The organism is Azonexus hydrophilus DSM 23864, from assembly GCF_000429605.1.
Taxonomy (GTDB): Bacteria; Pseudomonadota; Gammaproteobacteria; order Burkholderiales; family Rhodocyclaceae; genus Azonexus; species Azonexus hydrophilus.
In genome coordinates this window covers 532,736-554,749 of the sequence record NZ_AUCE01000011.1, presented here as the reverse complement: position 1 = coordinate 554,749, position 22,014 = coordinate 532,736, and the positions used below count along the sequence as shown (strand labels likewise).

General features: G+C 61.5%; 20 protein-coding genes and 2 riboswitches. Of the genes, 1 reads left to right on the top strand and 19 read right to left on the bottom strand.

Going from position 1 to position 22,014, the window contains the following annotated elements; genetic code table 11:
- Genes G471_RS18590 through cobT form a run of 18 tightly spaced genes read right to left on the bottom strand, consistent with a single transcriptional unit; the run spans position 1 to position 19,496 of the window.
- Positions 1–1,128, bottom strand: a complete 1,128-nt coding sequence (locus tag G471_RS18590; RefSeq protein ID WP_081700076.1) for an FkbM family methyltransferase — start codon at positions 1,126–1,128, stop codon at positions 1–3.
- Positions 1,097–2,227 carry a Gfo/Idh/MocA family protein gene (locus G471_RS0103280; protein ID WP_028994070.1) on the bottom strand — a complete coding sequence of 377 codons (1,131 nt, stop codon included), beginning with the start codon at positions 2,225–2,227 and terminating at the stop codon, positions 1,097–1,099. The genes G471_RS18590 and G471_RS0103280 overlap by 32 nt, the downstream gene beginning before the upstream one ends.
- Positions 2,224–3,225 (bottom strand): glycosyltransferase family 2 protein, encoded by a 1,002-nt coding sequence (locus G471_RS0103275; RefSeq protein WP_051295243.1) that lies wholly within the window; start codon positions 3,223–3,225, stop codon positions 2,224–2,226. The genes G471_RS0103280 and G471_RS0103275 overlap by 4 nt, the downstream gene beginning before the upstream one ends.
- Complete coding sequence (locus G471_RS16550; protein ID WP_043420660.1) at positions 3,222–4,235, bottom strand: glycosyltransferase family 9 protein; 1,014 nt, start codon at positions 4,233–4,235, stop codon at positions 3,222–3,224. The genes G471_RS0103275 and G471_RS16550 overlap by 4 nt, the downstream gene beginning before the upstream one ends.
- 15 nt (positions 4,236–4,250) lie before the next feature.
- A complete protein-coding gene (locus G471_RS0103265) occupies positions 4,251–5,207 on the bottom strand; it encodes a glycosyltransferase family protein (RefSeq protein WP_028994068.1) in 957 nt (318 codons plus the stop codon).
- A complete protein-coding gene (locus G471_RS0103260) occupies positions 5,204–6,358 on the bottom strand; it encodes a glycosyltransferase family 4 protein (protein WP_028994067.1) in 1,155 nt (384 codons plus the stop codon). Before G471_RS0103260 ends, G471_RS0103265 begins: the two co-directional genes overlap by 4 nt.
- A complete protein-coding gene (locus G471_RS0103255; protein WP_028994066.1) occupies positions 6,355–7,323 on the bottom strand; it encodes a glycosyltransferase in 969 nt (322 codons plus the stop codon). The genes G471_RS0103260 and G471_RS0103255 overlap by 4 nt, the downstream gene beginning before the upstream one ends.
- Positions 7,324–8,061 (bottom strand): FkbM family methyltransferase, encoded by a 738-nt coding sequence (locus tag G471_RS16545; RefSeq protein ID WP_157272436.1) that lies wholly within the window; start codon positions 8,059–8,061, stop codon positions 7,324–7,326.
- A gap of 13 nt (positions 8,062–8,074) precedes the next feature.
- On the bottom strand, positions 8,075–9,913 hold the full coding sequence (gene asnB, locus G471_RS0103245; RefSeq protein ID WP_028994065.1) for an asparagine synthase (glutamine-hydrolyzing): 1,839 nt from the start codon (positions 9,911–9,913) through the stop codon (positions 8,075–8,077).
- Positions 9,913–10,989 carry a glycosyltransferase gene (locus G471_RS18195; RefSeq protein ID WP_051295241.1) on the bottom strand — a complete coding sequence of 359 codons (1,077 nt, stop codon included), beginning with the start codon at positions 10,987–10,989 and terminating at the stop codon, positions 9,913–9,915. The genes asnB and G471_RS18195 overlap by 1 nt, the downstream gene beginning before the upstream one ends.
- A 1-nt stretch (position 10,990) precedes the next feature.
- Entirely contained in the window at positions 10,991–12,019 is a 1,029-nt protein-coding gene (locus G471_RS16535) for a glycosyltransferase family 9 protein (protein ID WP_051295240.1), read from the bottom strand.
- Between the two features lie 5 nt (positions 12,020–12,024).
- Positions 12,025–13,125 (bottom strand): glycosyltransferase family 4 protein, encoded by a 1,101-nt coding sequence (locus G471_RS0103230; RefSeq protein WP_028994064.1) that lies wholly within the window; start codon positions 13,123–13,125, stop codon positions 12,025–12,027.
- Positions 13,122–14,873 (bottom strand): lipid A export permease/ATP-binding protein MsbA, encoded by a 1,752-nt coding sequence (msbA, locus tag G471_RS0103225; protein WP_028994063.1) that lies wholly within the window; start codon positions 14,871–14,873, stop codon positions 13,122–13,124. The genes G471_RS0103230 and msbA overlap by 4 nt, the downstream gene beginning before the upstream one ends.
- 26 nt (positions 14,874–14,899) lie before the next feature.
- Positions 14,900–16,078, bottom strand: coding sequence for a glycosyltransferase family 4 protein (locus tag G471_RS16530; protein ID WP_043420659.1), 1,179 nt, complete (start codon positions 16,076–16,078; stop codon positions 14,900–14,902).
- The gene (gene rfaQ, locus G471_RS0103215) at positions 16,075–17,169 is read right to left on the bottom strand and encodes a putative lipopolysaccharide heptosyltransferase III (RefSeq protein ID WP_028994062.1); all 1,095 of its coding nucleotides are present in this window, start codon (positions 17,167–17,169) and stop codon (positions 16,075–16,077) included. Before rfaQ ends, G471_RS16530 begins: the two co-directional genes overlap by 4 nt.
- Positions 17,170–17,179: 10 nt before the next feature.
- Complete coding sequence (gene cobC / locus G471_RS16525) at positions 17,180–17,701, bottom strand: alpha-ribazole phosphatase family protein (RefSeq protein ID WP_051295239.1); 522 nt, start codon at positions 17,699–17,701, stop codon at positions 17,180–17,182.
- Positions 17,689–18,450, bottom strand: a complete 762-nt coding sequence (locus tag G471_RS0103205) for an adenosylcobinamide-GDP ribazoletransferase (RefSeq protein WP_028994061.1) — start codon at positions 18,448–18,450, stop codon at positions 17,689–17,691. The genes cobC and G471_RS0103205 overlap by 13 nt, the downstream gene beginning before the upstream one ends.
- Positions 18,451–18,452: 2 nt before the next feature.
- Entirely contained in the window at positions 18,453–19,496 is a 1,044-nt protein-coding gene (cobT, locus tag G471_RS0103200; RefSeq protein WP_028994060.1) for a nicotinate-nucleotide--dimethylbenzimidazole phosphoribosyltransferase, read from the bottom strand.
- A 73-nt stretch (positions 19,497–19,569) separates the two neighbouring features.
- A riboswitch (cobalamin riboswitch) is annotated at positions 19,570–19,784 on the bottom strand.
- Between cobT and cobU the strand changes: the two genes are divergently transcribed.
- Positions 19,758–20,330, top strand: a complete 573-nt coding sequence (cobU, locus tag G471_RS0103195) for a bifunctional adenosylcobinamide kinase/adenosylcobinamide-phosphate guanylyltransferase (RefSeq protein ID WP_211226364.1) — start codon at positions 19,758–19,760, stop codon at positions 20,328–20,330. It overlaps the preceding riboswitch by 27 nt.
- Here cobU and G471_RS0103190 read toward each other — a convergent pair.
- The gene (locus G471_RS0103190) at positions 20,305–21,771 is read right to left on the bottom strand and encodes a cobyric acid synthase (protein WP_028994058.1); all 1,467 of its coding nucleotides are present in this window, start codon (positions 21,769–21,771) and stop codon (positions 20,305–20,307) included. The genes cobU and G471_RS0103190 overlap by 26 nt on opposite strands.
- Before the next feature lie 59 nt (positions 21,772–21,830).
- Positions 21,831–22,014: riboswitch (cobalamin riboswitch) on the top strand.

Here is a 22,014-nt window from a genome sequence, read left to right as displayed (position 1 = left end):
TCAAGAGACCCTTGGCATGAAAAACATTACTGTTTCAACAACCCCCTCCGTGTAATGCCTCAAAAACAAATCATAATCATCACGGATGGCAAAAACCACGTCAGGGATGCGCCAAAAATCATCCGCCCGATGATAAACACTTATCGCCAATCGAGGATGATGGTCAAGAATTGTTTTAGAAGCCCCCCTGATTGCAGCGACCTCTGAACCCTCAACATCCATTTTAATAAAGGTACAAGGCTCATTAATTAGCTCGTCAATACGAGCCCCCTTGACCTTCATATCCCCTTCATCACAACACATCGACGAAGCACCGTCGGATGTGAAGCAAATAACACCTTCTTTATCTGATGCAGCACATTCATAGTAGCTAACACGATCATAGCTCGACAATTTTTTACGAACACGCTCCATGTTTGACAAAATTGGCTCAAAAACATGGACCGCTTTATAATTTTCGCAGCGAGCAATGAATTCCTTTGCCGTACTCCCGTCGTAAGAGCCAACATCAATAAATACCTCACCAGACCTGTTCAAGCAAAGAAAATTCTCAAAATACTGACGATATTGCTCATCCGAGAACCCACTCATCCAATGAATATCTTCTGAAACACGAAAGTTTATTATCTTACTAAAAACGTGCCTTGATTCATGATCAGAGAGCCTAGAAAAAACCGAATCATATCTCTCCCTGTTTGAAAATATATCCTCAGCGCAACCATGAAAATAATCGACCACCCGCAAAGGCAAGCCACTGTATTTTTTGAATGAAAAATAATCAATAACAGCAACCCCAATTTCATTCATTTTAGCGAGAGCAGTTAAAGGCCTTCCCAGAACAACAGCAGAAACAACAAACGCATTAACTGGCAAATCACATGATCGAATTACCTTGCGACCACAAAACAATTCATCATTCGAAAAGTCATCGACAAAACCATCTATATGAATAGCATCAGCAATGCTTTTTCCCCATGCATTACAACCAAAGACATAGCGAGGAACCCCGCCACTCAAGAAGTGTTCACAGAAAGCAATAGCCCGGGGGTCACTCACGGGTTCATCGATCGTCAGAGCATTCACATTGATTCGCATCTCATCCTCCAATTTCAACCCATCGACGCTCATGCGCCGAAATTGTCATTGCTTCCAATATGCGCAAACCTTCCATTGCCTCCTGCGCCGTAAAGGTATAACCGCAGCCTCTTTCGCTTCCGCTCTTGCGATGCATTAAATCATCACCGATATCAGCATATAAATTAGCGAAGGCTTCCAGGAAGCCCGACGGATGCCCAGACTTGAAGCGGTTGTAACGCGATTCATGAGCAAGCAGCAAATCGTTGTGACCCCGGTCAATGTGATGCCTGCATCCCCGATTATCACTGTAAATCAGCACTTCGGGGTCCATCTGAAACCACTCGACCGAACCCTCAGCGCCATATACGCGAACTCTCAGGCCATTTCTGTGACCAAGTGCGGCTTTACTGAACCACACCCCACACTCGATATCGTTCGTATAACGAATGATCGCCATCGTGTTATCAACCACTTGCGTGAACCGTCCTTGGCGACTTTGGGTTGCAACTACCTCAATGGCTTTCTCGCCAGTCAAAAAATCGATCATGTGCAATACATGGACGCCAAGATCAAGCGAAATCGTCGGAATTACCCCATCTTTCAGGCGCCACTGCTGGGGTACCATGGGCTTGCCTTCACGGTTGAGGCGGGCGAAGCCCTCCTGCGGCATTTCGATATGAATCTGTTCGATACGCCCCAACTTGCCCTGGCGTATCATCTCCTTCAACTCCCTGACCATCGGATAGCCGGTGTAGTTGTAAGTCACGCTCAGGTAGCCAGCAACATCCCTGACTACTTTATCAATCGCTCTTGCTTCGTCACTTGTCGACGCCAGCGCTTTCTCGCAAATTACCGGGAAACCATGCGTCAACGCGGCAATCACCGGGGCTTTATGTTCAGGCGTCGGTGTCAGTACAACAACGGCATCAAGGCGCCCGACCTCTCCGGCCAGCATGGATTGCCACGAGGGATAGACCCGCTGTGCTGCGACATTCCATTGTTCGGCCGTTCTGTTATTGATTGCTTCATGCCGGCTGAAACAGCCAGCCTCTACCCGAAATCTGCTGTCCATGCTGACAGCGGTAAAATGCGCAGCACCGACAGCGGAATTCAGGCCGCCACCGATGAATCCCAGTTTCAATTGCGTCACGAGTCCTGCTCCGGATCAAACGTTGTTGACTGAACGATGTACAAGGGACGCCCTTTCACCTCGTTGAATATCTTTCCAATATAGAGCCCCACTACACCGATACAGGTAATCATCAAACCGGCAGTGAAGTAAATCGAAACCATTAGGCTGGTCCACCCGGTAACGCCCCCGCCAGAGATAAAATAACGAACGGCGAGCCATAATGAAAATAAAACAGACCCCACTGCCATCAGAAAGCCGGTTTTAATGGTAAGCATCAGTAGCGCATTAGAATGAGCCACGATGCTATCAATCGCTAGGTTAACAAGCCGTCTGAGGGTATAGCCTGAGCGTCCCTCCTTGCGGGCCGCATGGATAATATCAATCTCCGCCCTTCGGAAACCAACCCAATAAGCAAAAAGACCAAACGACCTGTTCTGCTCTCGCATAGAACGAATACTATTTACAACTCGCTTGGAATACAAACCAAAATTCCCTATTCGATTATCAAGCTGGCTTCCCGTAAAGTAATCAAAAATCAGGTTAAACCACCTAGAGCCAAGTTTTTTGAAATACCCGTCTTGTCTATTTATACGGCGACCAACAACTAAATCGAACCCTTCCTGCGCTTTCCGGTAAAGCTTGATGATTTCTTCCGGTTGATCCTGCAGGTCGCAATCCATTACGACTACCCAATCGCCTCGGGAAAAGTCGAGACCTGCCGTGATTGCATAGTGCTGGCCGAAATTCCTTGAGAGGTTGATGCCCCTGACCCGGGAATCCTGTTTCGACAGTTCGCATATGACTTCCCACGATGCCGTTGGACTGGCGTCATTGACCAGAATGATCTCGTAGTTCTCCGTGATTGTCCGCAGCGATGAACGCAAGCGTTCATGTAATTCATACAGACAGGATGAACAGCCATACACGGGGACTACAACTGAAAAATCCACTTTATCTACTGGTGTTTGCAATTTTTCACCCGATCGCTCGTAGCTTCCATGTTGTCTAGGGATCATTGACGCTCCTGACACTCAATCGCAGAATTGGCTCCCTGAACCTCTTCCCAGCGCTGGAGGATGCTTTCAACCGTTAGATCCTCGACATCTCTGCTTTCCGCCTGGGCAATCCGATGCGGGTTGCCCCAGGGACCCCACCTTTCCGGATCGGAGTCGCCGAACAGGCAGACCATGGGCTTGCCCAGCGCAGCGGCGAGGTGCATCGCGCCGCCATCGGCGCATAGTACGCCATCGCACAGGCTCAGGCCGGCAATGAGTTGTCTGAGATGCCCGGTCGGCAGCGGGACTACCGGGGCCCCATGGGTTGCGGCGATGATCTCGGCGGCTTTGTGGTCATCACCCGGATGTTTCGGATCGTCGCTGGAGCCGGGCGCCCAGAACAGCAGGCAAGCAGTTCCTTCCGGCTCCGTCACCGCGCGAATGAAGGCTGCGAAGCGATCGGCGGGCCAACGCTGGGAGGGCTTGCGAGCACTTACGTGGACCCCGATCAGGCGGGTCGGGGCGAAGCCGAGCCGGGCGCTGCACTGTTCGCGGAAAGCCTGCTGCAAAGCGGGATCGGGAACGACCAGCGGCGCTGGCGTCTCGTACCGCAAGCCCATGCGCGGCAGCAGGTGGCAGCATTGCTCGACCTCGTGGGCACCACCTTGCCGGTCCTGATCGTCCCGAATCAACACCCGCTTGGCGGCGATCATGCGGGCAAAGCGCAACGAACTTGCCTGGGCGCCTCCGGGCAGCAAAACCCAGTCAAAACGTTCCCGGCGCAGGGCGAGAATGGTTTTCAAGCGTTGCCAGTAGATCCCCAGCGTGCCTTCGCCGGGGCCGCGATGCTTGGCTTTCTGATAGGAGTAAACCCGGTCCAGATCAGGATTTCCAGCCAGCACTTCGGCATTGTAATGGGTCACCAGCGCCTGCAAGCTGGCGTTGGGCAACTGCCGGCGCAGGGCGCGGATCAGGGGCGTGGTACAGACCAGATCGCCAATGTTGTCGCGGCGAATGACAAGAATCTTCATGGCTTGGCGCGACCTTCAGCTTGTTTGCCTGGCGGCACGGCAGGCATGAGCCGCATTGATCAGGTTTTGCGCCCGGTGCTCGTAGGTGTGGCAGGCCATGACCTTCTCGTGTGCCGCTTCGGCAATGGCCCGTGTCTGCGCGAAATTGGCCAGCCAGTGCTGGATCTGCCGGATGCAGTCGTCCATCCCTTCGTAGTCCGCCCACTCCCGCGCCAGATCGAAATCGTCGGCGGCATGGCGGCGCCGGTCAGTCAGCAGGAATCCTCCCCGTGCCGGCACGCCATAACAGCGCTCCGGCAGTCCCCAACTCATTTCGCCGCCGTGATCGCAGGACGAGCGGAAACTCAGGTTGATGCACGAGCGCTGGATGACCCGGATCTGTTCCTCCTCGCTGATACCCGACGAATGCTTGATGTAGTGCCGAATGCCGAGCGCATCAAGGCGCTCGCGCAGGGCGGCAAAAAAATGCTGCCGCTCGGCATGTTCCTTGTAGCGCACGCCGTCCATGTTGCCGAGAAAGGAAACATCGTATTCGTAGAACCCCGGATCCCGCATTTCGTCCAGGGTGTGGCCGTGCAGGTTGAAATTGCGCACCCAGACGGCGTTCGGACTGTAGATTTTGGTGGGTGCGAAGTTCCAGGTTGGCTGCATCGTATGGCTGGCATAGATGTCGAGCAGGTTCAGGCAACGGAACAGCAGGATGCGCCGCTTGCGGATACCCATATGCCATGGCGCATCGCGATCCAGGCCGATCAGCGGAATCCCTGCCCGGCTTAACTGGCGTTTGAACGACAGCGCCCGCCAGGGCTGGCGGATCGCTTCATAAAGGTTGACCACCGCCAGTTCGATATCGTCGGCACCCGCCGGCAGATGCCAGGCATTCTTGATCACTTCGTAGCCAAGATTGGCGAATGCCTCCTCAAGCGGCTCAAAACCCTTGCGGTAGTTGATGATGACTTTTTTTCCGCTCACCCTGGGACTCCTTTGTTATTGACCGCCGTACACAGCCGACCGACCCGTTGCGCGAAGGCTTCCGCCGAAAACCTGGCCAGGTGATCCCGGGCGGCTTCCGGATCGATCCGGAAAGCTTGCCGTTCCAGGCGGGTAATCAGTGCGTCGAAACTGGTCCCGCCATCGTGGCGAGGATCCTCGAAAAACAGTCCGCTCACCCCGGCGCACACGGTCTCTGTGAACGGGCTGGCATCGACGGCCAGCACCGGCGTACCGCAGGCCTGAGCTTCGATCACATTCAAGCCCAGCGCTTCCTTCTCCGGCAAACCGGTCAGCAAATAATCGATCTGTCGGTAAACGGCAGCCACATCCGGCTGTTGCCCCCAGAAACGGACCTGCCGTCGGCAAGGACGCAGGGCAGCATCCAGATCGCGCACCGAGGCGTAGCCGCCGGCCCCGAAGATTTCCAGATGGACGTCCGGATGCCGTGCCAACACAGGCGCCAACAGACTGAACAAGAGGGGGAACTGCTTGATCGGGGTCAGTCGCGAAACGATGCCCAGCGTGATGCCCGGCTTTTTCCGATAAGCCTCGGCCCGGGCAAAACTGGCCGCAAGCGGCGCCAGCCAGCTCAGCAGACGGTCCCTGCCCTTGCGCATATCCCAGTCGTAGCGCGAGCGGCGGACAACCCCCGATGCCGCATCGCCGGCTGGCCGTGGCGCCAGATCGGCAATACCGAGCAGCGGCTCGGGATGGACCTGCGATATCCCGGCTGCCTGCAGACTGGCAATGACGTGGGCCGACACGGCAATCACGTAGTCGTGACCGGCAATGCGGCGCGGGTCACGACCATAGAGGGGCATGTGGGCGATGCACGACAACAGGCGCCGGGGATGACGCAAGACCTCCAGCGCAGGCAGATCCAGCGGCGTCTGGCAGACGACCCAGGGCGCCTCGCATGCCTGCAGTGAGGTCAGCATTTCCGCAGCCCCGGCCACCGGAACGATGTCGACGCCGGGCGGCAGTTCGCTCGTCCAGCGCGTATTGTCGCGCAGCACGTACAAGGTCGTCGGCACCCCCTGAGCCAGCAACGCCCGGGTAAAAAAGACGGTATAGATCTCCCCGCCGCCCCAGCCGGGCTGCAGATTGATCTGGATGCAGCGCCGGATCATCTCCGGAATAATCCCTGCAGCCAGTTCCGGGCAATCCGCCGACGCTGCGAAAACAGGGTGGCGCTGCGCCACAGTGTCGAATACAAGCCCAGTTCACGGCACTGGCGGTGAACCTGGCGGCGAATTTCCGGATCGGCAATTTTCCGCAGTTTGTGAAACACCGACAGACCGCCGTCGACCAGCTGCCAGCGGATCAGACCGGCAAGTTCTGCATCCTCGCCAAGCCCGTCGGCCATTTCGGCCAGGCCGAGGGCGTTGCGGATCGAACTGTCGATGATGGTCGCAAACCGCGCATCGGATGCAGCCTGGGAATACCGGCGAATACGCTGGCGATAGAAATAGCCCTGGGCCGGATCATAGGCGACCCGCCGAGCAAGCAGGAAAGCCTGCGTCGTCCACAAAACGTCCTCATGAATGCGCCCCGGGATGAAACGCATCCCGTGCATTTCGATGAACTCGCGGCGGTAGAGATGCATCCACACCATGTGCAGGAAGGTGCGCTCGGCCAGACGCTTGCGCAGCACCTCGCGTCCGTGCATCACCTCGGTAGACAATGCATCCTGATAGATCGGCTGATCCTCGCGCCGGCCTTCGAAGTGGAAAATGGCGTTGCCATGCGCCATGTCCAGATCCTGGCTGATCGCCAGTTCGAGCAAGCGGCGATAGTACGACGGTTCGATCCAGTCGTCCGAATCGACAAACGCCACATACTGGCCGCTCGCCTTGTCGAGCCCCGTGTTCCGTGCCGCGGACAGGCCGGCATTCGGCTGCCGGATGACGGTCAGCGCCCCGGGATGCGCTTCCTGGTAGCTTGCCAGTATCGCTGGGCATTCGTCGGTTGCCCCGTCGTCGACGACAATGATCTCGACACCGTCCAGATCCTGCGCAAGCAGGGAGTCGAGACACTGCGCCAGGTATGGTGCGACGTTATAGACCGGAACGATCAAACTCAGCGTGACAGCCACTTAGATGACTCCCGTGCCGGTCCGGTACAAGTAGAAGACGAATTTGCGCATGTTGCCGACTTCCAGACTGAACCCCCGGGCGAACAACCAGGCCAGTATTTCGCAAACCTTGTCGTTACCCAGGACATGCGGATGGACCTCGATGCAGATTTTAGTGATCGAGGAGAGATCGATGTCCTTGAAGAACTCGTACTCCCCGCCCTCGATATCGACGATCAGAAAGCTGGGGCGAATGCGGGCGAGTTCAGCATTCAGGTCAATCTGCGGAATCTGTATGGGCTGCGCATCGGCTGAGCCCTTGATCAGCGAAGATGCCCAGTAGTCGGTCTCCAGCCAGAACGTACGTTCGCTTTCGCCGCTACCGAGCAGGACGTTGTATACGTGCGGCGACACGCCGTTCCGCTCATGCACGCTGCGAATGATGGGGATCAGCTGGGGATTCGCCTCATACGCATGCACATTGCCGTTGCCGACGACTTTGGCGCACATCGCCGACAGAAAACCGATCCCCGCGCCGACCTCGAAGACGACATCCGACGGCGAAAGATATTTCTGTACGAGTCCGGCTTCCTTGGCTTCATAGCCACCAAAAAATATGTCCTTGCGGATCGGCGGCGTGATCACCGGCAAGTTCAGCGGCAAATCGACGCCGAAATTCGATGCCCAGTCAGGGCGCAGAAATCGCCATTGAATTTTCCGCCACCGTCGCTCCGTCCGTCCACCTGCTTTGAAAAGCATATCCACCCCCCAGTTAATTGATCGATATATCCTTGTTCTCGAGCCACACCAGCAACACGAGCAAGGTATACACCAGTCGCGACGATACATGTCTATCGTCAACCTGCTGCCAGAGCGCGGCCAGGGCCTTCCCGGAGAGGAAGGGGTAAGCCTGTGCCCCGGCAAAGCAGGCATCACCCACTTCACGCCAGCTTCCCTTGAACAATTGCCTGAGCGGCACGGAAAAGCCGTGTTTCGGGCGGTCCCACACACAACTCGGCAAGCGCTGCCGGGCAAGCCCGGTGAGCAGCGACTTCAGACCGCCGCGCAAATGCACGCTGGCCGGCACGGCCAGCGCAAAATCCAGCACTGGCTGGCCCAACAAAGGTACGCGCACTTCAAGCCCGTGCGCCATGCTCGCCCGGTCGGTCTTGGCCAGACAGTTTTCCGACAGATAGGTCCACAGATCGGCGCGCATCAATGCCGTACTATCCATCACCCCTCCCTGAGCATCGATCAGGCGCAACCAGGCGTCCAGCGTATTTTCTATCCGCGCGGCGGGCAGGATGGCAGGATCAAGATAGTGCGCCATCCGCTTGCGACCGACCCAGGGCCCCAGTTCGACACGACGGTAGTGCAGCAGCTCCCGTCCGCTCAGGCTGCGTCGCAGCAGGGCGGATGGCAGCAGACCGGCATCGACTGCGGCACGTAGCGGTCGCTGCCAGAAACGCGCTGGGTGCCGGCTTTCCGTATCCGTGAACCGCGGGTAACCACCGAACAGCTCGTCGCCGCCATCGCCGCTGATGGCAACTGTCACATGTTGACGGGTCAAACCAGCCAGCGCATGCGTCATGACATAGGCGGGGTCGGCCAGCGGCTGGTCGAGATCGCGAATGGCTGCAACGAACCGGTCAGCATCGATCGACGGGGCTTCAAGGACGTGATGCCGACAGCCGAAGCGCTCGGCAACCTGCGCCGCATGCATGCTTTCGTCAAAACCCTGATCGGCGAATTTCAGGCTGAAGGTCTCCACCGGCTGCCGACTTGATTCCGCCAGATAGGAGACCAGCAGACTGGAATCGATCCCGCCGGAAAGAAAGGCGCCGATCGGTACGTCGGCGACTTGCTGACGCGCCATGCTGGTTCGCAGCACCCGCTCCAACTCTGGCAACAGCGCTTCCTCGGGCATGATCAGCGCCGATTCCCGCGGGATCGTCCACCACTGTCGGCAGACTGCCGTTGCCTCGCCAGCCCGGTAACGCATGCAGGCACCTGGCGGCAATTGCCTGACATCGCGCAGGAAGGTCTGCGGCGCCAGCGGTGTCTGGAATGCCAGGTAATCGCGCAACGCTTCGGGATCAAGCCGGCGCGGGAAACCGGTCAAGGTGAAGAACGGCGCCAGCGTCGAGGCAAAGACCAGTTCTCCCTGGTCGATGCCGTACATGAAAGGTTTGATGCCGAGCGCGTCGCGGGCCGCGAACAATTCGCCCGTCCGGGCATCCCAGATGGCGAAGGCAAACATGCCGTCGAGCTTTTCGAGCAATGCTTCGCCCCAGGCGCGGAATCCGAGAAGCAGTACTTCGGTATCGGAATGGTCGGTCCGGAATGATTCGCCATTCGACTGCAATTCGCGGCGCAAATCGGGGGCATTGTAGATTTCCCCGTTGAAGACGATGGTGTAGCGCCCATCCGCCGTCTGCATCGGCTGCTGGCCGCCGGCCAGATCGATCACCGCCAGCCGCGTATGGGCGAACAGCGCTTCGCCCATGGCGAGCACGGTCTGGGCATCCGGCCCTCGGCTGGCAATGCTGGACAGGGCCTGTCCGGCCTGCGCATGCCAACGTTTCCCGACCATGCCGAGAATGCCGCACATCAGCCTGTGCTCCCATTTGCCCGGGCTATCGCCTCGTATGCCTCGGCCGTACGCTCGACGCTGTAGGCCGACAGGTCCAACGCCGCCAGCGACGGCGGAGAGGCAAGAAATGCCTGCATGCGCTGGGCCAGCGACACTGCGTCGCCGCACGGAACCAAGGCCGACGGCAAGGCCGTGCCGAGGATTTCCCGGGGGCCGGAAGGACAATCCGTGGCAACGACAGGCGTACCGCAGATCAGCGACTCGATCAGAACATTGGGCAAACCCTCGTGGTCGGAACACAGCACCAGCAAGCGCGCGCCCGCCATCCACGGGTAGGGATTGGCTTGGAATCCGGCGACCCGGACCCGCGCCGACAAGCCGCGGGCCTCGATCATCGCCTGCAGTGCTGGCTCCGCTGCCGTGAGCAGGACCAGATCCAGGTCCTGCGGCATGGCGAGCCAGGCATCAAGCAGGAGATCGTGGCGCTTCTGCGGCGAAAAACGGCCAACGTGCAGGACGTAATCCCGCGTCGGCAAGTTTGGCAAAGGCTCGGCAGCCTGACGACGGATCGCGGCAAGATCGAAAGGATTCGGAATCGTCACCACCTGCGAAGGCAAACCGAGGTTTTCCCGTAGATCGTCTGCCACTCCGCCGGATACGGCAATCAAGGGACGCCCACCGTAAAGCGAGCGATAGCGCTGCAAACGCCGCGCCGCCTTGCCTGGCGAAGCGGCCCGCAACTTCCCGACCTCCGCCGACAGGGTATTGGCAACCCGGCACCAGTGATTCGGCGCACCGCTCAGCGCGGCGACTTCATCGGCAAACGGCAAGGTGGACACCAGCAGGTCGGGCATCTGCCGACACAGCGCACGGCGCAGACGCCAGGCTGACCAGCGCTTGCCCAACCAGCCTCGATGTAGTTTTTCGGCAAGTACATGGACGGTGACCCGGGGATCCGGGGCATAGCTTGTCCGACGCTCCAGCAGGAAGAGCCTCACCTGATGGCCACGTTCGACCAGCGCCGCCGCCGTTTTCAGGATGGCCTTCTCGGCCCCGCCGCCGGCCAGATTGGGCAGGATGAAGGCAAAATACATGTCAGCGCGCCCGCAGCCCGGCCAAGGCCGGTTCAAGCTTCGTCCACACACTGTCCACGGTCAATCCGGCCATCGGCGCCTCCGGGCCGACCTGGCCGGCCAGCGGGTGATCGACGGCAGCCAGGGCCGGGTGCTGCAGTGGCTGCAACAGATGGGCCGGCGAGGAAGGATGGTAGAACGACATCATCGGTCGGCCGAGAGCGCCCATGATGTGCGTGGGACCGGTATCGACGCCAATGTAGTAGTCGAGGCGGCTCATCAGCGCCGCCGTCTGGCGCAGGCTCAGCGTACCGGCCAGATGCGTCGCCGCCGTGCCCAGCTGCGCAGCCAGGGACATGGTCCGCTCGCGCTCCAGCGGGCCGCCGAATATCAGGAAATGCGCTTGCGGGTAGGCCGCCTGTATCCGCCTGGCCAGGTCCAGGAAATTCTCGACCGGCCAATCGCGATAGCCCTTGGTCGGAAAACTGGCGATCTGCAGGCCGATCAGGGGGAAGGCAGCCAACAAGCCACGTTCGCTCAGGGTAGCGTGCGCCCATTCGGCTTCCGCTTCGGTGACCACGTAGGCCAGGCGCTCGTCGTGGATCGGGAGACCCAGATCGGCGACCAGGGCATGCTGCATATACACCGCATGCCGGGATTTCGGTGCCGGTTCACTGGCGGCATGGAGCAAGCGGCCATTCAGACCGGCATCCTGCTGGCGCATGGCCACCACCCTGCGGGCTACGCGCAGCGCGTAGCGAACCAGTGCCTGGTCATAGCCAAAAACAAAGGCAAGATCGTAGGGCTTGCCAGGCAACCAGCCCTGCCAGAGTGCGGTTTTCTTGGTGATCGAACCGACCGCGTGAACAAAGGGAAGGTTTTTGAACACTTCGGCGCGGTTCGGATGCCCGAGCACGGTCAGGCGCGCCCCGGGAAAGCGCTCGGCGATGGCTCGCAAGGTCGGGGTCGACAGCAAGGTATCGCCGATGCGCGAGACCTGGATCGCCAGAATGGAATGTACCGAAGCCGGCGCGGGCAAGAGGTCCGACATTCCGCCTAAACTCCGGTACGGCCGGCAACGGCAGACTGGAAAATTGACTCCATCCGGTCCAGCATGCTCGCCAGTGAAAAGCGCGCGGCCGCTTCCTGGCGGGCGCGAGTGCCGAGCAGCTGGCGGCGCTCCGGCGCGCCCAGCAGATCCTGCAATGCCTGGTAAAGGGCATCGGCGTCACGGGCTGGCACGATCAGACCGGTTTCGCCATGCGTGATGGCTTCGGTGATGGCACCAACCGGCGTCGAAATGATCGGCAAGCCGCTGAGCATGGCCTGCAGGATGGCTTGCGGCACGCCTTCGTTGGCATACGATGGCAGGCAGAAGACATCAATGGCCTGCATCCAGTGCTCCGGCTGGTCCTGCTGGCCGACCAGCGAAACGCGGTCGGCCAGGCCAAGTTCGGCAATCCTCGCCTCGATGTTCGGGCGCATCGGCCCCTCGCCGACGATCAGCAGGCGACACATCGGCAGTTCCAGGCGAGCAAAAGCTTCCAGAAGATACAAATGTCCTTTCCAGCTTCTTAGCGTCGCCACGATGCCGACATGAAGGCAAGCCGGATCGAGACCAAGACGCACGCATGCGGCCTGACGATCACCTGGCGCGAACCGCTGCGGATCAATACCGGTCGGCACCGAGGTGATGTGCGCGGCAGGAAATCCATTGCCATCGATCAGTTCGCGCCGCAACGCCTCACCCGTGGTGACCACGTGTTGACAGCCCCGGGTGTACAACCAGCGGGTTGCCGGATTGCTCGAGACCGCAGCAGAAATGTGACGTGTACGCACCACTGCCGGCGCATTCGCGCGCAGGCTGCAAGCCAGGGCGACCAGCCAGCTGTCGGTGGAACTGTGGGTATTGATCAGATCAACCGGATGTTCGTTCAGCCAGCGATGCATTGCCAACACACCGGCCAGCCGCTTCTTGCCAATCGGCAGCGGCTGTACCGGTATGCCGCAACGCTGGGCTTCCTGATGAATGCGTGCTTCCGGCGGACACAGCAACAACAACTCGTGGCCGCGCGCCATCATGCCGCGCGATTCCTCGAGAATCCGGATTTCCTGCCCCCCCCAGCCCAGGGAAGCCTCGGTATGGACAATTTTCATGTAGCTTCCGCAAACTGAAGTCGATGGAGTTGGGCATAAGCGCCATTGCTGGCCAGCAGTTCCTGGTGATTTCCGCTTTCGACCAGACGCCCGCCCGCCAGAACAGCAATGCAATCGGCACTTTCTATGGTCGACAGGCGATGTGCGATGACCAGGGTCGTGCGGCCCGTCATCAGGCGCTCCAGCGCTTCCTGGACCAGGCGCTCGGACTCGTTGTCGAGCGCCGACGTGGCTTCATCGAGGATCAGGATGGGTGCGTTCTTCAGGATGGCGCGGGCTATCGCCAGGCGCTGGCGCTGCCCGCCGGAAAGACGATTGCCGTTTTCCCCGATGACCGTGTCGAAGCCCTGCGGCAAGGCCCGGATGAATTCCAGCGCATTGGCCGCCTTGGCCGCTGCTTCAATCTCTTCCATGGTCCGCGTTCTGGCGTCGCCATAGGCAATGTTGGCGGCAACACTGTCGTTGAACAACAGGATATCCTGGCTGACATAGGCGATATGCCCGCGCAGGGAAGCCAGGGTCAGATCCTGAAGATCGTGGCCGTCGAGCAGGATACGGCCGGAATCCGGCGCATAGAAACGTGGCACCAGAGCCGCCAGCGTCGACTTGCCGCCCCCCGACTGCCCGACCAGCGCGAGCGTCTGACCGGCCGGCAAAGTCAGGCTGACAGCATCGAGTGCCGAACGCTCGGCCCCGGGATAACGAAAAGAAACCTTCTCGAAACGCAACTCGCCACGCACTTCGGACAACTGCAACCGCCCCAGGTCCGTCTCTTCCCGCTCGTCGAGCAACTTGAAAACACTCTCGGCAGCGGCCAGTCCACGTTGCAACGGCGCGTTGACGTCGGCCAGACGGCGCAAGGGTGCCAGCAGCATCAGCAAGGCAGTGATGAAGGAAACGAAACCACCGACCGTAACCTGACCTTCGCCGGACTGGACGATCGCCACATAGACCACGATGGCCACGGCAAACGACGCCAGCAGATGCACGATCGGCCCGATCGCCGCCGCCGCGACAGCCTGCCGCATGTTCTGGTTGCGGACCTGGTTGTTGGTCCCGGAAAAACGGGTTGTTTCCTGGGCCTCGCCACCGAAAACCTTGATCACCCGATTGCTGTGCGCGGTCTCCTGCAGTACCTGCACCATGCTCGAAATGGCCTGTTGGGCATTCAGGCTGGCTTTGCGCAAACGTCCGGAAAAGGTCCGCATGACAATCGCAATGGCCGGAATCAGGGCCAAACAGACCAGGGTCAGTTGCCAGTTCAACCAGAGCAGCCAGCCCAGCAGACCCAGCACCGACAAGCCATCGCGAATGACGATGACCACCACCGAGGTCGCCGCCGACGCAACTCCGTTCACGTCATAGGCGATCCTGGTCAGGGGTACGTTCGAGGAATTGGCCTGGAAGTAGCCGATCGGCAAACGTACCATCTTGGCATACATGGCTTCGCGGACATCGGTCACCACCCGGTTGGAAACCCAGGAAAAGCCGTAACTGGAGAAGAAGTTGAAGATCCCGCGCAGGAAAAACACCCCGACAATGCCCAGCGCGATCGCCAGCGGCGACCAACCGTCCTCGCCGGTTTTGAAACCATTGTCGAACATTGGCTTGAGCAAAGCCGGGAACAAGGGATCGGTCGCAGCCAGCACCATGGTCGCCAGCAGCGACAGGACGATGGCCAGCCAGTAAGGGCGGACATACCCGAGAAGACGGAGGTAAAGCTGGCGGCTGTTCGTTGTTTTGTTCATGTATCGCGACCGGGAACGACCCGCGATTATACAACCCGGTCAGGCGAGACCTGCAGGCCGTTGCCGACAATAAGCCGACGATAAAGCGCGATCAGTCGGTCGGCCATGGCTGGCAGGCCAAGCTCGGCAACAGCGGCGCGGGCCAGCAGGCGACTGGCCGGCAATTCAGCCAGCGCGCACAGCCTGAGCAGGCCATCGGACAAGGCGTCGACATCCAGCGCATCGACAAGATAGCCATTCTTGCCAGGGATGACCCAGTCGCGCGCACCACAACTGGTCGAGGTCAGCACCGGCAATCCGCAGGCCATCGCCTCCAGTACCGCATTCGGCCCGGGATCGTACAGCGTCGGCAGGACGAATCCGTCGGCCGCACCGTACCACGGCCGGACATCCGGCAGGGGCCCGGTGAAATGTACCCGCCGGCCGATCCCCAGGCGTTCCGCCGTCGCGCGCAGCGCATTCAGCTTGCGGTCCGCGCCGACAATCGCCAGATGAAATTCGCCCCCGGCACAACGCGCCATGGCCTGCAACAACTGCGGCACCCCTTTGCGCGCAAAGCCGCTGCCGACATGAAGCAGCAGCGGCACCGACTCCGGAATGCCTGACGCGCGCCGGATTCCGGCACGATGGATCGAGACCTGCTCCGGATTGAATACATCGAGATCGACGCCGTTTTCGATCAGTACCAGGCGCTCCCGGTCGACACCGTAGAAGCGGTGGATTTCATCGGCGACCATGCGGGAATTGCAGATCACGGCCCGCAAGGCCGGATGGGCAAACATATTCGCCTCGGCGTCCAGGACATAGCGATGGTAAGGCGAGAGTCTCTGACTCCAACGACCGACGGCACCAAGCACCCGGGCACGCTGCGCCAGCCACGCGGCATGAACACCGTCGCCGGCACGAAAAATCGAACACCCCGGGATACGCTCATGCGACTGGACCAGGTCAAACTGACCCGCCGCCATGAGTTTTGCTGCAGCCAGGGCAAAACCCCGGTCGCGCGCCAGACGGCCGCCGAACACTCCACCCGACGGCGGATCGCAATTGATCCGCTGAAAACCGTTAGCGGCGGCCTGCGTCCATTGCCGGGCGATCAGGAAAACATCGATCCCTTCCGCCGCCAGCGCCGCCAGCGCCCGTTCGACAAAGCGCTCAGCCCCGCCGTAGGGGTTGTAGCGCTGACGGACAATCGCAATTTTCATTTATCGAGAACTTCATCCAGGGCCGCCATCACCTGCTCGACCGGAAGGCTCTCCAGGCAGTCGCTGACCTTGCCGCCACCGCAACCATCGTTGCCGCAGGGCCGACACGGATGATGCATGCTGCTGACCACGCGCGCCTGCGCCGACCAGGGCCCCCATTGTTTCTCACCGGAAGGCCCGAACAAGGCGACGGTCGGCGTGCCCATGGCCGCGGCAATATGCATGGGAGCCGAATCAACCCCGATGAAGGCATCCGCCATCCGGGTCAACGCCGCCAATTCCTTAAGCGACAACTTGCCGCCCAGGGTCGCCACGGGATGCCCCAGTTGCGACTGGATGGCCGCCAGCATCGCCAGTTCGTCCTGGCTGGGCGCAGCCGTCAGCAGCACGCAGTGCCCGGCCTGCTCGAGGCGCGAAATCAGCTCGGCCATGCGCGACACCGGCCAGCACTTGAAGAACCAGCGGGAGGCCGGGTGGATGTGAATGAACCGGCCTTGCACGCCAACTTCCGCCAGATGTTGCCGTACCGAAGACTCTGCGGCCTCTCCCGGCACCAGGACCAGACGCCGCTGCGCCGGCGCCGGCCACACTCCGATACGGCGCAAGGCATCCAGATTCCGCTCGACGGTATGACGGGGCAGACCACCCGAAACCTTGTAAAGATGCGAAAAACTCCGCCGCCAGAGCGCTCCCGCATCGCTCCGGGTGCACCCCACCGCCCAACGCGGCCGCAGGATTCTCGACAACCAGGCACCCCGCCAATGCTCGGTCAGGTGCAGGATCAGGTCATAGGAGCGGGCACGCAAGCCAGCCAGCAAATCCAGTTCCGATTTCAACTGGTGCATGGCCCCCTTCTGCTTCGCCTTCCTGTCGACCTCGAACACGCGGGAAATCGCCGGGTGCAAGCTCAGCATTTCCGCCGTGTCGGCATAGACCAGCGCATCGATCTCGACCTGCGGCGCCGCCAGCTTGAGCGCGGAAAACACCGGCGAAGACAACAACACATCGCCGTGATGGCGCAGCTTGATGACCAGTACACGCTTCACCTCCCGCAAGGGGATAGCATCGCGCAGGGGATTAAATTCATTCATGGCCGGCATTCTACTGGTTCCATTCGATGACCGTACATGAAGCGTAGGGAAGGTCCCGGGTCAGCCAAGATGCAAGCTCACCGCCATCCTGCGCCGCCAGCAGCAAGCGTATCACCCCCGCATGGGTGACCAGCACGGCTGCCGGCAGCGTCAATGTCGAAAGAAATTCCAGCACGCGTGCCCGCACCATCAGCGGCGACTCTCCACCAGGCGGAGCATAGTTCTCTACATCGGCAGCCCAGGCATCGAGTTCGGCACGCGATACCTCATCCCATGGCACGCCCTCCCAGCGACCGAAGTCCATCTCCTGCAAGCGTGCATCGAATAACGGCGCCGGATGCAAGGCTTCAGCCAAGGCCCGGCAACGCTGCAAGGGGCTGCTCCACACCGGCAGCCCGGCAGGCAATTCGCTACGCAGACGGGCAGCGGCAACATCGACCTGCCTGGCCGGAATATCAAGCCGACCGTAGCAAATGCCCGGCGCAATCTCGGGCTCGGGATGGCGCACCAGGTACAGCGTCAGCGCGGCCATTGCGCGAGCAGCCCCAGGTAGAAGGCGATTTCGGCAAGCTGCTGGGTGGCGCCCAGGCAGTCGCCAGTATAACCGCCCAGCCAGCGGCGGAACTTGGCCGCCAGCCAGGCCGTGACCAGCAACGCCAGCACAAGCCCGACCACTGCCTGTTGCCAGGGTAGCCAGAGTAGCGGCGCCAGCGCGACTGCCAAGGCGAACAGCAATGCCCCCGGCGCCAGCCGCTGGGCCAGCGGCCTGGCTTTGGACTGCGCGTCGTCGCGCGCGTAGTCCATGCTCGCCAGCAGCAGCGTCGCACAGCCGCGCGACCCGGCATGACCGGCGAGCAGCGCCGCCGGCACCAGTGCCGGATCGAGCGCCGCGAGCAGCACGAACTTGCCGGTCAGCCCCAGCCACAGCGCAACCACGCCGTAACTGCCGACCCGCGAATCCTTCATGATCGCCAGGATGCGCGACTTGTCCCAGCCGCCGCCAAGACCGTCGGCGGTGTCGGACAGGCCGTCCTCGTGGAAGGCGCCGGTGGCGTACAGCGTTGCCGCCATCGCCAGCAGCACGGCGACCGGCTGCGGCCAGAACTGCAGCGCGGCCAGGTAGACCAGTGCGGCAATGCCGCCGACGACCAGGCCGACCGCCGGAAACCAGCGCGCCGAGTGGTTCAGCGCTTCAGCCGAATGGCCGACCCAGGCCGGCACCGGCAGCCGCGTGAAGAAACGCACGGCGCCGAGGAAGTATTCGAGCTCGCGGCGCAACATGGCTAGCCGGCGACGCCGGCCGACTCGAAGCTGGCCATCTCGTTGAGGAAGGCGACCGCCGCCTGGACCAGCGGGAAAGCCAGCGCGGCGCCGGTCCCCTCACCCAGGCGCAGGCCCAGGTCGAGCAGCGGCTCGGCGCACAGCGCCTGCAACTGCGCGCGGTGGCCGGGCTCGGCCGAACGGTGGCAGAAGACGCAGTAGTCGAGCAAGGCCGGTTCCAGCCGCTCGGCGACCAGCGCTGCCGAACCGACGATGAAGCCGTCGATGAGCAGCACCATCTTCGCCTCCGCCGCCGCCAGCATGGCGCCGACCATGGTCGCGATCTCGAACCCGCCGAACTCGGCGAGCACGGCAAAGGCGTCGTCGGCCCCACCGGCAGTGCGGTAGCGGGTCAGCGCCTGCTCCAGCAGCGCCCGCTTGCGCGCCAGCCCGACGTCGTCGAGACCGGTACCGCGACCGACGCAATCGGCCAGCGGCACACCGGTAAGGCAGTGGGTGATCAAGGATGCCGAAGCGGTGTTGCCGATACCCATTTCGCCGAAACCGACCACCTTGCAGCCGGCTGCCGCCAGGCCGAAGACCACGCCGGCGCCCTGTTCGATCGCCTGCGCGCACTGCGCCGCCGTCATCGCCGGGGATTCGAGGTAATTGGCCGTGCCCGGCGCCACCTTGAGATCGATCAGGCCTTCACGCGGACCACCGAAATCATGGGCGACCCCGGCATCGACCACCGCCAGGCCGAGGCCGTTCTGCCGGCAGAAAACATTGATCGCCGCGCCGCCGGCGAGGAAGTTCTCGACCATCTGCCAGGTCACGTCCTGCGGATAGGCCGAGACGCCGGCCTTGGCCGCGCCGTGATCGCCGGCGAAGACCAGCATCTGCGGCCGGTCGAGCGACGGCGTCAGCGTCTGCTGGATCAGGCCGATGCGCACCGCCAGCGCCTCCAGCTGGCCGAGCGAGCCGGGTGGTTTGGTCTTGCGGTCGACCTTGTGTTTAAGCGAATTTTCCATGCCCCGGTCCGGGGCGCTGATTGCGAACGAATGCATCCGATTCTCCAAAATGAAAAAAGGCTTCGCGACAGCGTTTGGCCAACGCAGCCGCGAAGCCCTGTCCACAGGCTTGCTGTCTTGGTGCTCGATAGGTCTTCTGGCTTTCGGATCGTCCGGATCGCTGCGTCTTCCCGCCGGGTCTGTTTCCCCTTGGCAGTGACATGGTGCAGCGTCCGTCCCCGATTACAGCGGCGGGCCCGCCCCGGAATAGAGTTAGCTCGCACCGGGTTCCGTTTTATCGAACGCAGCGATTATACAATGGCGGCCATGAATGAACTGATCCTTGGCGGCGCCCGTTCAGGCAAGAGCCACCACGCCGAACAACGCGCCCTCGAATCCGGTCTCCGGGTCGTCTATGTCGCCACCGCCGAATCGCGCGATGGCGAGATGGCGCGCCGCATCGCCCACCACCGCGAACGCCGCCCGGCCGACTGGGGCTGCGTCGAGGAGCCGTTGCACCTGGCCGCCTGCCTGCGCGAACTGGCGGCGCCCGACACCTGCATCCTGGTCGACTGCCTGACGCTGTGGCTCTCCAATCTGCTTTTCGCCGGCCGCGCTGCCGCCCAGGCCGAAGCCGGCGAGGCCGTCGACTGCCCGTTGTTCGCCGGTGAAACGGCGGCGCTGATCGAGACGCTGCCGCAACTACCCGGCCGCATCATCCTGGTCTCCAACGAGGTCGGCTGGGGCATCGTGCCGATGCACCCGGTTTCGCGGCTGTTCGCCGATGAACAGGGGCGGCTCAACCAGCGCGTCGCGGCAGTCTGCGATCAGGTGACGCTGGTCGCCGCCGGCCTGCCGCTGACGCTCAAGGCAGCGCCAGCCAGGGCCTGAGCTTTTCCCAGGCGAGCGCCGCCTCGACCGAATCGGCCAGGCGGTCGAGATCGGCTTCGCGGCGGGCGGCAAAGTCGACGTGATCGACCTCGCCGGCACCGGCCCAGCGCAACAATGCAGCCAAGGCCTCGGGATGGTCGAAAACGCCGTGGCAGTAAGTACCGAGAACTTGATCGTCGGCCGAGATAGCACCATCGGCACGGCCGTCGGCCAGCTGTACGGCAGCCCACGTCAAGCCATCGCCCTGGGTGACGCCGAGGTGGATTTCGTAGCCGGTCATCACCGGCCGGCCTTCGAGATGCAAGTGGCCGCTCACATTGCGCAGCTGCTTCTCCGTTTCCAGCGTCGTGTCCACCGCCAGGAAGCCAAGGCCGGGCGTCGTTCCCGGCTTGCCTTCGAGACCGAGCGGATCGGCGATGCTGCGGCCGAGCATCTGGTAGCCACCGCACAGGCCGATCACCTTGCCGCCGTAGCGCAGGTGGCGGGCGATGGCGCGGTCGTGGCCATGGACGCGCAGCCAGTCGAGGTCGGCGCGCACCGCCTTGGAACCGGGCAGGACGATCAGATCGGCCGGCGGCAAAGCTTCGCCCGGCGCGATCCAGCGGAAATCGACCTGCGGGTGCAGGCGCAGTGGATCGAGGTCGTTATGGTTGGAAGTACGCGGGTAGGCCGGCGCGACGACGCGGATTTTTGCTGTTTTCTTGCCGTCGACCGTGGATGTCGCGATTGCGTCCTCGGCGTCGAGCATCAAGCCGTGCAGGTAGGGCAGCACGCCGAGCACCGGCTTGCCGGTGCGCTGCTCCAGCCAGGCCAGACCGGGTTCGAGCAACGCGATGTCACCACGGAAACGGTTGATGACGAAGCCGACGACGCGCGCCTGCTCGGACGCCGACAGCAGCTCCAGCGTGCCGACCAGATGGGCGAAGACGCCGCCGCGGTCGATGTCGGCGACGATGATCACCGGGCAATCGACCGCTTCGGCGAAGCCCATGTTGGCGATGTCGCGGTCACGCAGGTTGATCTCGGCCGGCGAACCGGCGCCCTCGACCAGCACGCAATCGTATTGCGCGGTCAGCCGGCCCCAGGATTCGAGCACCGCGCCCATCGCCCGCGGCTTGTAGTCGTGGTAGGCCTTGGCGTCGAGGTCGGTGGCGACCTTGCCGTGGATGATCACCTGCGCCTTGCGGTCGGTGGTCGGCTTCAACAGCACCGGGTTGAAATCGGTATGCGCTTCGAGACCGCAGGCCAGCGCCTGCAACGCCTGCGCCCGGCCGATCTCGCCACCGTCGACGGTAACCGCCGAATTGAGCGCCATGTTCTGCGGTTTGAACGGCGCCACGCGTACCCCACGCCGCTTCAGAATCCGGCACAGCGCCGCGACCAGCGTCGATTTGCCGGCGTCGGACGTCGTTCCCTGGACCATCAGCGCGTTGCCTATCATGCGTGCAAACCCGTGAAAAAAGGCCGTAATTATGGCACCATCGCTGCCTTCCGATGCGAATCGGAAACTTGTCTCCCGGTGCCTTCCGGCTTTGCCGGCAGGAGAATCGGGAAGGCGGTGCGATTCCGCCACGTGCCCAACGCTGTGAGGATGACGGGCGATGCACAGGCCACTGCTGCGGCGGGAAGGCGCATCGTCCGGGTGAATCCGAGTCAGAAGACCGGCCGGGAGACGTAATTCGGC